Source organism: Kribbella sp. VKM Ac-2568 (genome assembly GCF_004345365.1).
GTDB classification, from domain to species: domain Bacteria; phylum Actinomycetota; class Actinomycetes; order Propionibacteriales; family Kribbellaceae; genus Kribbella; species Kribbella orskensis.
Genome location: NZ_SLVF01000008.1, coordinates 87,052 through 99,748 on the forward strand (window position 1 = coordinate 87,052; position 12,697 = coordinate 99,748).

The window sequence follows — 12,697 nt, forward strand, 5'->3', positions numbered from 1 at the left end:
CCGGAAGTGGTCCGGCCAGCGGGAAGTGCGGCGAGGAGATGTCGATGAGAGTTCTGGTCACCGGGGATCGCGGCTACATCGGCGCGGTGCTCGTTCCGTTCCTGCGCGACGCGGGCCACCAGGTCGACGGCCTCGATCTCGGCCTGTACGAGGGCTGCGACCTGCTCGGCGGTCCGGACCCGATCGGCAGCCGCCCGCCGCTGGACATGCGGGACGTCCGGCCGGAGCACCTGGACGGCTACGACGCCGTCGTCTGCCTGGCCGCGCTGTCGAACGACCCGCTCGGCCACCTGAACCGCGACACGACCTACTCGGTGAACCTGGACGGGACGCTGCGGGTCGCCGAGGCCGCCAAGGCCGCCGGCATCGAGCGCTTCCTGTTCGCCTCCTCCTGCAGCCTGTACGGCGCGGCCGGGTCCGAGGCGGTCGGCGAGGACGCCGACATGTTCCCCGTCACCCCGTACGGCGAGACCAAGGCGCTCGCGGAGAAGGAGCTCTCGAAGCTCGCGGACGACAACTTCAGCCCGACGTACCTGCGCAACGCCACCGCGTACGGCGTGTCCACCCGGCTGCGGCTCGACATCGTGGTGAACAACCTGACCGCGATCGCGATGACCAGTGGCGAGATCCGGATGGAGAGCGACGGGTCGCCGTGGCGGCCGCTGGTCCACATCGAGGACATCAGCCGCGCCTTCCTCACCGCGCTCGAGGCACCTCGCGAGGTGATCCACGACGAGGCCTTCAACGTGGGCCGGCCGGAGGACGTCGTGCAGGTGCGCGACATCGCCGAGATGGTGGGCGAGGCGGTGCCCGGCTCGAAGGTGTCGTTCGCCGAGGGCGCCGGGCCGGACCTGCGCAACTACAAGGTCGACTTCTCCAAGCTCGGTGACACCTTCCCCGAGCTGAAGCTGCAGTGGACGGTGCGCGCCGGGGTCGAGGAGCTCGCCGCGGCGTACCGGCTGCACGGCCTGACCCTCGAGGACTTCAACTCCGCGCAGTTCGTCCGGCTGCGCAGGATCAACCAGCTGCTCAAGCTCGGACTGGTCGACGACCAGCTCCGCAGGACCACCGACGACCAGTTCCCGGCACCCGGGTCACCTGTTTTCGAGGAGATGCACTGATGGGGGAATCTCTCGGCTGCCGCCTGTGCGGCGAGCCCTTGACGCGTACGTTCGTGGACATCGGGATGTCGCCGCCGTGCGAGAGCTACCTGCGCGCCGACCAGCTCGAGGACGGGGAGACGTTCTACCCGTTGCACGTGCGGATCTGCGACAACTGCCTGCTCGTCCAGCTGCCGGCGTACGTCGCGGCTGACGACGTGTTCAGCGACTACCTGTACTTCTCGTCGTTCTCGACCAGCTGGGTGGAGCACGCCCGCAGGTTCGTCGTCGACATGCAGGAGCGGCTCGGCCTCGGCGCCGAGAGCCTGGTGGTCGAGGCGGCCAGCAACGACGGCTACCTGCTGCAGCACGCGGTGGCGCTCGGTATCCCGGTGCTCGGCATCGAGCCGGCCGCGAACATCGCCGAGGTGGCCAACGAGAAGGGCATCCGGACCGAGAGCTACTTCCTCGGCGAGGAGACCGGACAGGACGCGGCGGCCCGGTACGGCAAGGCCGACCTGGTGGTGGGCAACAACGTGTTCGCGCACGTGCCGGACATCGTCGACTTCGCCAAGGGCCTGCGGGCGCTGGTGAAGGACGACGGTCTGGTGTCGCTGGAGTTCCCGCACCTGCTCCGGCTGATCGAGGGCCGGCAGTACGACACGATCTACCACGAGCACTACTCGTACCTGACCTTGAAGACCGCCTCGGCGGCGCTGGAGAAGGCCGGCCTGAAGGTGGTCGACGTCCAGGAGCTGGTCAGCCACGGCGGTTCGCTGCGGGTCATGTCGACACCGGTGGAGACGGCGGGGGAGCCGTCGGACCTGGTGCTCAAGGTGCTGAAGAACGAGGAGGACGCGGGGCTGCACACGGTCGAGGGCCACGCGGGCTTCGCCAAGGACGTGTTCGCGATCAAGGCCGACCTGGTCGAGTTCCTGGTCGGCGCCGCCCGCGAAGGCAAGTCGGTGGCCGGCTATGGCGCACCCGGCAAGGGGAACACGCTGCTGAACCACTGCGGGATCCGCGAGGACCTGCTGTCGTTCACCGTCGACCGCAGCCCGTACAAGCACGGCATGTACCTGCCCGGGACGCACATCCCGATCCATCCGCCGGAGCGGCTCGCCGAGATCCGTCCCGACTACATCGTGATCCTGCCGTGGAACCTGCGGGAGGAGATCGTGCACCAGCTCGGCTACGCACGGGAGTGGGGCGCCAAGTTCGTCGTCCCGATCCCGCGCCTCGAAGTGATCTGACCAGCCGGCATTCACCGGCGAACGACCAGGGAGGGGTTCCATGAAGGTCGTTATCTTCTGCGGGGGGCTCGGACTGCGGATGCGCAGCGGAGTCGACTCCGCACCCAAACCGATGATGACGATCGGCGACCGGCCGGTCCTGTGGCACGTGATGCGGTACTACGCGCACTTCGGCCACACCGAGTTCATCCTCTGTCTGGGGTTCGGGGGAGCCGCGGTGAAGGAGTACTTCCTGCGGTACGAGGAGACCCACTCGAACGACTTCGTGATGACCAAGGGCGGGCAGCAGATCGAGCTGCTCGACTCCGACATCAGCGAGTGGAAGATCACCTTCGTCGACACCGGCATCGACACCAGCATCGGCGAACGGCTCCGCCGGGTCCGCCCGTACCTGGAGGACGACGACGTCTTCCTGGCCAACTACGGCGACGTGCTGACCGACGCCCCGATGGACAAGATCGTCGACCAGGTGCTGGCCAGCGACGTCACCGCGAGCCTGCTCGCCGTCCCGCCGCAGGCGTCCTTCCACATCGTCGAGTTCGGCAACGACGCCCGGATCAACGGGCTGCGCTCGGTCACCGAGCTGCCGCTGTGGATCAACGGCGGGTACTTCGTGCTGCGCAAGGAGGTCTTCGACGTCCTGCACCCGGGCGAGGACCTGGTCGGCGACGCGTTCCCGCGGCTGGCCGCGATGAACAAGCTGCAGGCCATCCCGCACCACGGATTCTGGGCACCGATGGACACGCTCAAGGAGCGCAGCCAGCTCGAGGAGCTGTACCGGTCCGGCACGAAGCCGTGGGCGGTCTGGACCCGCGAGGCGAGCAACCACCAGGGCAACGGCTTCCACATGAGCGGCCAGAACGGCAACGGGCACAGCGCCAACGGGCACAGCGCCAACGGACGCAGCGGGTCCGTGCCTGCGGCTCCGCCTTCCGCGGACAACGGCGTCGAGCTGCCGGCGCCGGCGGTGGTGGCGATCTGATGCTGCCGTTCCAGCTCGGCCTCAGCGGCCGCCAGAGCCACCTGGTCGCACTGGGCGCGCATCCGGACGACATCGAGATCGGCTGCGGGGGCATGCTGCTCCGGCTCGCCGAGACGGTGCCGGGCCTGACCGCCGAGTTCGTGATCGCCACCGGTAGTCCGCTCCGGCTGGAGGAGGCCCGCCGCAGCGCGGAGCTCTTCCTGCCCGGGTGCGAGGTGACGATCACGTCGGCCGAGCTGCCGGACGGCCGCCTCCCGACGTACTGGGAGGACGTCAAGGAACTGCTCGAGACGACGGCGCGGGGGCGCCGGCCGGATCTCGTGCTGGCGCCGAGCCGGACCGACGCGCACCAGGACCACCGCGCCATCGCCGAGCTGGCGCCCACGGTGTGGCGCGACCACCTGGTGCTGAACTACGAGATCCCCAAGTGGGACGGGGACTTCAGCCGCCCGTGGCTGTACGTCGCCCTGACCGAGGAGCAGCTGCGCGAGAAGGTCGCGCGGCTGCACAAGGCCTTCCCGTCGCAGGTCGAGCACGACTGGTTCGACGAGGAAGTGTTCGCCGGCCTGGCCCGGCTTCGCGGCATGGAGTGCCGCGCGCAGTACGCCGAGGCGTTCACGACGGCCAAGGCGACCTTGACATGGTGAGTGACATGGTGACCGGAGGGGGACAAGTGGAGAGCTTCAGCTGTCGTGGATGCGCCGGCGACGACGTCGTGCCGGTAGTGGATCTCGGTGCTCAGCCGTGTGCGGACCACTTCCCACCCATCGACACACCGGGCGAGGATCCGCGCTGGCCGCTGGAGCTCTGGCTCTGCCGCGACTGCAAGCTGGTGCAGCTGGGACCGGTCGAGCCGCAGCTGCCCGAACCGCCGCTGGCGGTTGAGTCGGCGACCAGCCTGGCCCACGCCGAGGCGTCGGTGAAGGAACTGCTGGGCGATCACCCCGAGCTGACCGGCAAGACCGTGTTCGAGTTCGCGAGTCACCACGGCGGATCCTGGCTCGACCATCTGCAGGCCGCGGGCTGCCGGATCGCGACCGGTTCCGAGCTCGCCGACCTCGTGGTGGACGTGCACGGCATCGCCCACGAGCCGGCCGTCGGCGAGATGATGAAGCTTCGCGCGGACCGGTTGGCCCCGGGTGGCCTGCTGGTGCTCGAGTTCCACCACCTGCTGCCGCTGTTCATCGGCAACCAGTTCGACACCATCCGGCACGGCCACTGGTCGTACCTCTCGCTGGGCGCGGTGATCCGCCTCGGCACGCTGTACGGCCTGGCGGTCGAGTCGGTCCAGCGGATCGACATGTTCGGTGGCAGCCTCCGGGTGATGCTCCGGCACGAAGCCGAGGCCCGGCCGGACGAGTCGGTCACCGAGACACTGCAGGACGAGGGCGCGGCCGGAATCTCCGACGAGATCCAGCTGGCCGGCCTGCAGGAGGCGGCTTGGCACGCGGCTGGTGCGCTGCATGACGAACTGGCCCGGCACAAGGCGGCCGGTCGTACCGTTCTCGGCTACGGCGCGCCTTCGAAGGCGCCGGTGCTGCTGGACCTCAGCAAGGTCGGCACGGACCTGCTCGCCTTCACGGTCGACGCCGCGCCCGGCAAGCACGGCCGGCGGATCCCGGGTTCCGGGGTACCGATCCGTTCGATCGACGAACTGCGGGCGGCCCGGCCGGAGATCGTCCTGGTGCTCACCTGGGACATCGCCGACGAGGTGATCTCGCAGCTCGAGGCCGATGGTGGCGGCTGGGGTGCCACCTACCTGGTCCCGCTCCCCGAGCCGCACGAAGTCGTGGGCTGACCATGAGAGGGGTCCTGCGCCGGCTCAGCTGGGGACTTGCCGACCAGGCCGTGACGAGCATGGTCAGCTTCGTGGTCGGCATCGTCGTCGCCAGGTCGCTGGGCGCCTTGGAGTTCGGCGCCTTCAGCCTCGCCTGGGTGACGTACGGCGTCGTGGTCAACATCTCCCGCGGTCTGGCCACGGACCCGCTCGCGGTCCGCTTCAGCGGTGTATCACGGGCGTTGTGGCGGCCGGCGGTGGCGAGCGCGTCCGGGATGGCGATCGCCGTCGGCCTCGGCACTGGCGCGATCTGCGTCGCCGCGGGTCTCGCCCTCGGCGGCAAACCCGGCGCGGCCTTCGTCGCGCTGGGCGTCGTGCTGCCGGCCCTGACGCTGCAGGACAGCTGGCGGTTCGCCTTCTTCACCTCCGGCCAGGGCGGCAAGGCCTTCATCAGCGACATCACCTGGGCCATCGCCTTGGTGCCACTGCTCTATCTGGCCTCACATCGCGCCAGCGTGACCATGTTCGTGCTGGCCTGGGGTGCCGCCGGCGCGTTCGCGGCGGTGGTGAGCGGTCTGCAGGCCGGTATCCTGCCGAGGCTGTTCCGGGCGCGTCTGTGGTTCACCCAACATCGCGATCTCAGTCTGCGCTACCTGGCCGAGAACCTGACGATCAGCAGTGCGTACCAGTTGCGCATGTACGGCCTGGGGGCCTTCGCCGGCATCGCCGCGGTCGGTACCGTCCGCGGCGCCGAGATGCTGCTCGGCCCGTTCTTCATCGTGCTCTCCGGTGTCGGTCTGGTGGCGGTACCGGAAGCGGCGCGGGTGTTACGGCGATCTGTGAAGAAGCTGCGGACCTTCTGCCTGCTGCTCGGTGGCGCTCAGGCGACCGCGGCACTGATCTGGGGCCTGGCGCTCATCCTCCTCCTGCCGCACGAGTGGGGCCACAAGCTGCTCGGCGAGGTCTGGAACTCTGCCGAAGCCTTGTTGCTCCCGGCAACGTTGTCGGTGATGAACGCCAGTTTCTACACCGGGGCGGCAGCCGGGCTGCGCGCACTCGGGGTGGCCCGGCGGAGTCTGCGGGCGCAGCTGTGGGCGTCCGCGGCCTACCTGGTCGGTGGTGTCACCGGAGGCGCCCTGGGCGGCGCCGAAGGATCAGCCTGGGGATCGGCGTGCGCGACCCTGGTCGGCGCGATCGTCTGGTGGGTGTACCTCCGTGCCGGGATCCGGGAACGTCTGCAGGCCGAAGCGCAAGCTGAAGCCCTGCCGTACGTCGCCGAGGTCGGTACGGACCGAGAGGAGATGCCAGAAATGAGGAGCACATGAACGCGGCACCGCGGTTGACCGTCGGACTCCCCGTCTACAACGGCGAGAAGTACCTGGCGGAGTCCCTGGACGCCCTGCTGGGCCAGAGCTACGGCGAGTACGAGCTGATCATCTCCGACAACGCCTCGACGGACGGCACCGAGGAGATCTGCCGGGAATACCTGGCCCGCGACGAGCGGATCAGCTACGTCAAGCAGCCGGTGAACATCGGCGCCGCGCCGAACCACAACTACGTCTTCGAGCAGTCCCGGACCGAGCTGTTCAAGTGGGCGTCGCACGACGACCTGTACGGCCGGGACCTGCTGCTGCGCTGTGTCGAGGCGCTCGACGCCGACCGGGAGCTGGTCCTGGCGCACGCCTGGCAGGCGATCATCGACGAGAACGGAGACGTCGTCCTCAAGGTCGACTACCCGCTGGACACCGACAACCCGAGCGCGCCCGAGCGGTTCAGGAGCATGCTGCTCACCGTCGGCGGCGACGACTTCTACGGGGTGATCCGCTCCGAGGTACTGCGCCGGACGCCGCTGCACGCGAGCTACCACCACGCCGACCGGACCATCATGGCCGAGCTCGCCCTGCACGGGCGGTTCCACCAGGTGCCGGAACTGCTGTACTTCCGGCGCGACCACCCGGACCGGGCGGAGCGGGCCAAGCCGACGATCCGGTCCCGCGCCGCGAACATGGACCCACGCCGGGGTGACTGGCGCAACCCGACCGCCCGGCTGCTCGCGGAGTACATCGCGGGCTTCGTCGGGGCGATCCGGCGCGCGCCGCTGTCGTCCGCCGACCGGCGCAAGTGCCACTTCTACCTGACCCAGTGGCTGGCGAGCCGCGCACTGCCCGGCTCGTCACACCGGATCGAGGACAGCGCTCCGCCGGCCGCACCGACCACGATTCCCGAGGACGCCGCGGTCGCCGGACACCGGAGGGTGTCGTAGGAATGACAAGACCCCCAAGGATCGCCATCTTCGGCCTGCTGGGTTCCGGCAACCTGGGCAACCACGGGTCGTTCGACGCGATGCTTCAGTTCCTCCGCAAGGAGCACCCCGACTCCCCGATCAGCTGCGTCTGCCCGGGGCCCGAGGAGGTGGAGAAGCAGTACGGCATCCCGTCCTTCTCCATCACCTGGTACCAGCCGCACCGGGCCGGCGGGTCACGCCTGAAGACCGCCGCGCTGAAGATGTTCGGCAAGGTGGCCGACCTGGTCCGCACCCCCCGGTGGGTGCGCCGGTACGACATCGTCATCGTGCCCGGGATGGGGGTCCTGGAGACGACGATGCAGCTGCGGCCGTGGGGCTGGCCGTACGCGCTCTTCCTGGTCTTCTTCTCGGCGCGGATCTTCGGCGCCAAGACCGCGCTGATCAGCGTCGGGGCGAACGTGGCCCGCGAGCGCGCGATCCGGTGGCTGTTCGTCGGCACGGCGAGAAACGCGACCTACCGCTCGTACCGCGACGCCTACTCGCGGGACGCGATGCGGCAGATGGGCCTCGACACGAGTCGCGACGAGATCTATCCCGACCTCGCCTTCGCGCTGCCGCTGCCGGCCAGACCGGAGGCACCGGTGTCGTCGGGACCATCGTTACGAACCGTCGGGCTCGGGGTGATGGCGTATCGCGGTACCAACGCCGACCGGGCCCGCTCGGAACAGATCTACACGAGCTACGTCGAGAAGATGATCGAGTTCAGCCGGTGGCTGGTGGACGAGGGCTACCGGATCCAGTTGCTCACCGGCGATCCGTCCGACGAGGCGGTGGTGACCGCGGTGGTCGAGGACCTCCGCAGGACCCGGCCGGAGCTGGCCGACGCGCGGCTGGTCCGGGAGCCGGCCGAGACGCTCGGCGAGCTGATGGAACAACTCACCGGCGTCGACCTGGTGGTTGCCTCGCGCTACCACAACGTGCTGTCCGCGCTGAAGTTGTCGAAGCCGACGATCTCGATCAGCTACGCCACCAAGAACGACATCCTGATGGAGGGGATGCGGCTGGCGGAGTTCCGGCAGCCCATCCAGAGCCTGGACGTCCAGCGGCTGACCGAGCAGGTGCGGGCGCTCGAGGCCCGGGCCTCCCGGCTGGAGAGCGACATGCACGACAAGAACGCGGAGTACGTGGAACAACTCGAGCAGCAGAACGCCGTTCTGACCGCGACCCTGTTCGGCTCCGGCCGGACCGGGTCGGGGCGGACAGCGACTAGGGGGAGGGCTTGATGGACGTCATCCAGGTACCGCGGATCGCAGGAGCGCTGATGTTCCTGCCGACGCCGCACGTGGACGAGCGCGGCTTCTTCTGCCGCACGTTCGACCGCGAGATCGTCCGGACCGCGGGTCTCGATCCCGACGCGTTCCAGCAGGACAGCGTCTCCCGCTCGAGGAAGGGCGTCGTCCGCGGCATGCACGTGCGCTCCGGCGACGGCGAGGCGAAGCTGGTGCGCTGCTCGTACGGCGCCGTCTTCGACGTGGTCGTCGACCTGCGGCCCGACTCCCCGACGTACGGCAATCGCGAGTACTTCGACCTCACCGGCGAGAACCAGGTCACGGTCTACGTACCGGCCGGATGCGCGCACGGGTTCCAGGCGCTGACCGACCCGGCGGACGTCTCGTACCGGATCGACCGGGCGCACGATCCGAGCGAGGACGTGTCCATCGTGTTCGACGACCCCGACCTGGACATCGCCTGGCCGCTCCCGGTCTCGCTGATGTCCGACCGGGACAAGGCGGCGCCCTCGCTCGCCGAGGCGACCAGGAGGCTCTCATGACCACGCGCGCCAAGTCCTTCAAGCGATCCGGTGACCTGAACTCCCGGTTGCACGCGGCCATCCCCGGTGGTGCGCACACCTACGCGAAGGGCGAGGACCAGTACCCCGCGGGTATGGCGCCGGTGATCTCGCACGGGCTCGGGGCGCACGTCTGGGATGCCGACGGCAACGAGTACGTCGAGTACGGGTCCGGCCTGCGCGCGGTCAGCCTCGGGCACGCGCATCCTCGCATCGTCGAGGCGGTCCAGCGCGAGCTCGGCCGTGGCACCAACTTCGTCCGGCCGAGCGTGATCGAGCTCGACGCGGCGGAGCGGTTCCTCAGCACCGTCCGGACCGCAGAGATGGTGAAGTTCGCCAAGAGCGGGTCCGACGTGACCACGGCCGCGGTCAAGCTCGCCCGTGCCGTCACCGGACGGCCGCTGGTGGCCATCTGCGGCGACCAGCCGTTCTTCTCCACCGATGACTGGTTCATCGCGACCACGGCGATGTCGGCCGGCATCCCGGAGGCGGTGGCCGAGCTCACCGTCCGCTTCCCGTACGGCGATCTCGCGGCGACCGAGCAGGTCCTGCAGGAGAACGACGGGCGGGTCAGCTGCCTGATTCTCGAGGCGGCGACCCAGCACGATCCGCCTGAGGGTTACCTCGCCGGCCTGCGCGACCTCGCCCATCGGTACGGCGCGCTGCTGATCTTCGACGAGATGATCACCGGCTTCCGCTGGTCGGAGAAAGGGGCCCAGGGCATCTACGGGGTGACGCCCGACCTCTCCACCTTCGGCAAGGCCCTGGGCAACGGTTTCTCGGTGTCCGCCCTGGCCGGCCGGCGCGAGCTGATGGAGCGCGGCGGACTGCACGACGGCCGGGAACGGGTCTTCCTGCTGTCCACCACGCACGGCGCCGAGACGCACTCCCTGGCCGCGGCGATCGCGGTGATGGACACCTACGAGCAAGAGGGCATCGCGCAACGACTGCACGAGATCGGGGACCGCCTCGCGACCGGGGTACGAGAGGTGGCGGCCTCGGCGGGCGTCGCGGACCACGTGGTGGTGCGGGGCCGGTCGAGCAACCTGGTCTTCGCGACCCTCGACGAGGACCTGCAGCCGTCGCAGCAGTACCGCACGCTCTTCCTCCGCGAACTGATGCTCGGCGGAGTGATCGGCCCGTCCTTCGTGGTCAGCGCCGGATTGACGGATGACGACATCGGCCGCACCGTGGAGGCAGTAGCACGAGCATGCGCTGTCTACCGCAAGGCCCTGGATGCTGGTGATCCCAGCGGGTGGACAGGAGGACGACCGGTCAAGCCGGTGTTCCGCCGGTTCGCGTGACCAGAAAGCTTGGCAGGACGGCCGCCCCGCCGGACCTGACCGGGGGGAACGGCCCGGGCACGATCTGTTGCCCTGGGCTATGACTGAGCGCTAGAGCTCGTGACAGAGGGGGTTTCACCAATGCATGCGATCTACATCGACGCAGACATCACCGACGATGAGCGCAGGGAGAAGTTGTACGACGGCGACCTGTTCGTCTACTCGCCGCGTCCGTCGACGCTGGCGTTGACGGAGTTCGCCGCGGAGCTGGCCCGCGAGGCCTTCGCTCCACTCGATCCGGAGACCGCGCAGTTCGACATGGCGGTCGAGGAGTACGCCGCGCTGCTCGCCGAGCTGAAGCCGCGGTTCATCCACCACCCGGAGTCGAAGCGGTTGATCCAGGACATGCTGGTCGATCTCGGCTGCGACCCCGAACAGGTGTACTTCGACGTGCCGCGGATGCGCAGCTCGACGTCGAACGACTACCTGACCACCGGGATCGCGTTCGCCTTCCACCCGCACCGCGACACCTGGTACTCGGCGCCCTACTGCCAGCTGAACTGGTGGTTGCCGATCTTCCCGATCAGCGTGGACAACGGCCTGGCCTTCCACCCGCGGTACTGGCAGACGCCGGTGAAGAACAGCTCGCGGGTCTACAACTACGCGGAGTGGAACGCGACCAGCCGGCTGATCGCGGCGACCCAGATCGGTACCGACACCCGGGTGCAGCCGGTGCCGGAGGAAGAGGTCGAGCTGGTGCCGCAGATCCGGCCGATCTGCCGGCCGGGCGGGATCATCCTGTTCTCCGGGGCGCAGTTGCACTCCAGCGTGCCGAACACCTCGGGACGGACGCGGTTCAGCATCGACCTGCGCACCGTGCACCTCGGTGACGCGGCGGCCCACCGGGCGGCGCCCAACATCGACTCGGAGTCGACCGGGACGACGATGGGCGACTACCTGCGGACCAGCGACCTCGAGCACCTGCCCGAGGGACTGATCGCGGCGTACGACATCCCGAAGCCCGCGCCGGCCGGCGCGGACGGCTCGCAACCCGGAACGGACGCCCCCAGGCCCGCGACGGTGTGAGTCCTCCGGCCGGCGCAACCCTCGGCGCCGGCTGGGCCCAGGGCGTGCCTCCCTTGCTCTCGTGCGTATTCCGGGACCGGGAGGCACGCCCTTGCGGCGTGTGGGCTCTAGCGGCGTGTGTTCAGCTGCTGTTTCCCGGCGAACCGGTCGATCAGCAGGGCCGTCGCCGGGATGATCAGCAGGGCGGAGCCGAAGCCGCCGATGGTGTCGGTGGGGTAGTGCGCGGTCAGGTCGATCTGCGACCAGGCCATCAGCCCGCCACAGATGACCGCCAGCCCCAGCACCAGCGCAGTACCGACGAGGCGGCCCGCCTTCGTCAGGTCGGCGACCAGGAGGCCCAGCACCAGTCCGATCGCTGTCGCGGCAGCCGTGTGGCCACTGGGGTAGGACAGGAAGTCTCCGTGGATCCGCCGGTCCACGAGATGCTTGAGCACCAGAGCGAGCACAGTGGTCAGGAACGTGCCCACGACCGCGGTGATCGCCAGGCGCCGGCGCCCGGTGAGCAGGCAGATCGCTGCCACGATCAGGACCGTCACCACCCGGCCGGCCGGCTCACCGGTCCAGTCCACGACCAGCGCGAGCTGCCAGAGCCCGGCAGGGGTGTTGACGGCCGGCTGGATCCACCGATCGATCCGGTTCGGCCCGCGGTCGCCGGCGTAGAGGAGGGCCGGCAGGACGAGGAGCAGCGCCCCCAGAACCATCAGCACCACGGCCGATCCCCGCAACGCGGGGATGACCGCCGGTTTCCGTCCACGCTCGACCGGACGCGCGGGACCTGCGTTGTCTGTCGTCATGTCCCCCCACCCGATGCAAATTCTATCCCCAGGTTTTGGCGAGGCCGGTCGCAGACGACCGGTGACCGTAGTACCCTGCGGTGACTTGCCGCCGACGGGTTGGTGAATTCTGGGGATGTGGAGTCGCGGACACATGGTGGTGCGGACTGGTTCACCGGGGGGTGGCCGGAGAGAAACGGTCGGTGGAGGAGTGTGCTGTGTCTGAGTCCGGTGCGATGACTCCGCAACGGATCGGGAGTGGGAACAGGTACGTCGCGCAGGCGTGGCTCCCACCGATTGACAGTGCTGACGGGCAGACTGCAAACTGCCCCGGGCGGTGGCGTAGAGT

12 protein-coding genes are annotated in these 12,697 nt (G+C 69.1%); 11 read left to right on the forward strand and 1 reads right to left on the reverse strand.

The features are described 5' to 3' along the window. Positions 1-44: 44 nt before the first annotated feature. The 11 genes from EV648_RS23700 to EV648_RS23750 all read left to right on the forward strand — a co-directional run bounded on the left by EV648_RS23700 (position 45) and on the right by EV648_RS23750 (position 11,575). Positions 45-1,121: an NAD(P)-dependent oxidoreductase gene (locus EV648_RS23700; protein ID WP_132295797.1), complete on the forward strand. Its 1,077-nt coding sequence runs from the start codon at positions 45-47 to the stop codon at positions 1,119-1,121. Next, complete coding sequence (locus EV648_RS23705) at positions 1,121-2,353, forward strand: class I SAM-dependent methyltransferase (RefSeq protein WP_132295800.1); 1,233 nt, start codon at positions 1,121-1,123, stop codon at positions 2,351-2,353. Before EV648_RS23700 ends, EV648_RS23705 begins: the two co-directional genes overlap by 1 nt. Before the next feature lie 40 nt (positions 2,354-2,393). After that, the gene (locus tag EV648_RS23710) at positions 2,394-3,335 is read left to right on the forward strand and encodes a glucose-1-phosphate cytidylyltransferase (protein ID WP_199234779.1); all 942 of its coding nucleotides are present in this window, start codon (positions 2,394-2,396) and stop codon (positions 3,333-3,335) included. Next, positions 3,335-3,982: a PIG-L deacetylase family protein gene (locus EV648_RS23715; RefSeq protein ID WP_132295803.1), complete on the forward strand. Its 648-nt coding sequence runs from the start codon at positions 3,335-3,337 to the stop codon at positions 3,980-3,982. Before EV648_RS23710 ends, EV648_RS23715 begins: the two co-directional genes overlap by 1 nt. 26 nt (positions 3,983-4,008) lie before the next feature. Continuing rightward, positions 4,009-5,133, forward strand: coding sequence for a class I SAM-dependent methyltransferase (locus EV648_RS23720; protein WP_158294055.1), 1,125 nt, complete (start codon positions 4,009-4,011; stop codon positions 5,131-5,133). Between the two features lie 2 nt (positions 5,134-5,135). Next, the gene (locus tag EV648_RS23725) at positions 5,136-6,437 is read left to right on the forward strand and encodes a hypothetical protein (protein ID WP_199234780.1); all 1,302 of its coding nucleotides are present in this window, start codon (positions 5,136-5,138) and stop codon (positions 6,435-6,437) included. Beyond that, a complete protein-coding gene (locus EV648_RS23730) occupies positions 6,434-7,375 on the forward strand; it encodes a glycosyltransferase family 2 protein (RefSeq protein ID WP_132295809.1) in 942 nt (313 codons plus the stop codon). Before EV648_RS23725 ends, EV648_RS23730 begins: the two co-directional genes overlap by 4 nt. A gap of 2 nt (positions 7,376-7,377) precedes the next feature. Next, positions 7,378-8,640 carry a polysaccharide pyruvyl transferase family protein gene (locus tag EV648_RS23735; protein ID WP_132295812.1) on the forward strand — a complete coding sequence of 421 codons (1,263 nt, stop codon included), beginning with the start codon at positions 7,378-7,380 and terminating at the stop codon, positions 8,638-8,640. Then, on the forward strand, positions 8,640-9,188 hold the full coding sequence (gene rfbC, locus EV648_RS23740; protein ID WP_132295815.1) for a dTDP-4-dehydrorhamnose 3,5-epimerase: 549 nt from the start codon (positions 8,640-8,642) through the stop codon (positions 9,186-9,188). The genes EV648_RS23735 and rfbC overlap by 1 nt, the downstream gene beginning before the upstream one ends. Next, positions 9,185-10,510, forward strand: a complete 1,326-nt coding sequence (locus EV648_RS23745; protein WP_132295818.1) for a glutamate-1-semialdehyde 2,1-aminomutase — start codon at positions 9,185-9,187, stop codon at positions 10,508-10,510. Before rfbC ends, EV648_RS23745 begins: the two co-directional genes overlap by 4 nt. Before the next feature lie 120 nt (positions 10,511-10,630). After that, positions 10,631-11,575, forward strand: a complete 945-nt coding sequence (locus tag EV648_RS23750; RefSeq protein WP_199234781.1) for a phytanoyl-CoA dioxygenase family protein — start codon at positions 10,631-10,633, stop codon at positions 11,573-11,575. A 107-nt stretch (positions 11,576-11,682) separates the two neighbouring features. Here EV648_RS23750 and EV648_RS23755 read toward each other — a convergent pair whose 3' ends face one another. Further along, the gene (locus EV648_RS23755; protein ID WP_132295821.1) at positions 11,683-12,369 is read right to left on the reverse strand and encodes a phosphatase PAP2 family protein; all 687 of its coding nucleotides are present in this window, start codon (positions 12,367-12,369) and stop codon (positions 11,683-11,685) included. Positions 12,370-12,697: the final 328 nt, after the last annotated feature.

What these genes read in the sequence shown, in the direction of transcription:
- EV648_RS23700 (WP_132295797.1), top strand. Translation starts at nt 45, where the DNA reads ATGAGAGTTCTGGTCACCGGGGATCGCGGCTACATCGGCGCGGTGCTC.
- EV648_RS23705 (WP_132295800.1), top strand. Translation starts at nt 1,121, where the DNA reads ATGGGGGAATCTCTCGGCTGCCGCCTGTGCGGCGAGCCCTTGACGCGT.
- EV648_RS23710 (WP_199234779.1), top strand. Translation starts at nt 2,394, where the DNA reads ATGAAGGTCGTTATCTTCTGCGGGGGGCTCGGACTGCGGATGCGCAGC.
- EV648_RS23715 (WP_132295803.1), top strand. Translation starts at nt 3,335, where the DNA reads ATGCTGCCGTTCCAGCTCGGCCTCAGCGGCCGCCAGAGCCACCTGGTC.
- EV648_RS23725 (WP_199234780.1), top strand. Translation starts at nt 5,136, where the DNA reads ATGAGAGGGGTCCTGCGCCGGCTCAGCTGGGGACTTGCCGACCAGGCC.
- EV648_RS23730 (WP_132295809.1), top strand. Translation starts at nt 6,434, where the DNA reads ATGAACGCGGCACCGCGGTTGACCGTCGGACTCCCCGTCTACAACGGC.
- EV648_RS23735 (WP_132295812.1), top strand. Translation starts at nt 7,378, where the DNA reads ATGACAAGACCCCCAAGGATCGCCATCTTCGGCCTGCTGGGTTCCGGC.
- rfbC (WP_132295815.1), top strand. Translation starts at nt 8,640, where the DNA reads ATGGACGTCATCCAGGTACCGCGGATCGCAGGAGCGCTGATGTTCCTG.
- EV648_RS23745 (WP_132295818.1), top strand. Translation starts at nt 9,185, where the DNA reads ATGACCACGCGCGCCAAGTCCTTCAAGCGATCCGGTGACCTGAACTCC.
- EV648_RS23750 (WP_199234781.1), top strand. Translation starts at nt 10,631, where the DNA reads ATGCATGCGATCTACATCGACGCAGACATCACCGACGATGAGCGCAGG.
- EV648_RS23755 (WP_132295821.1), bottom strand. Translation starts at nt 12,369, where the DNA reads ATGACGACAGACAACGCAGGTCCCGCGCGTCCGGTCGAGCGTGGACGG.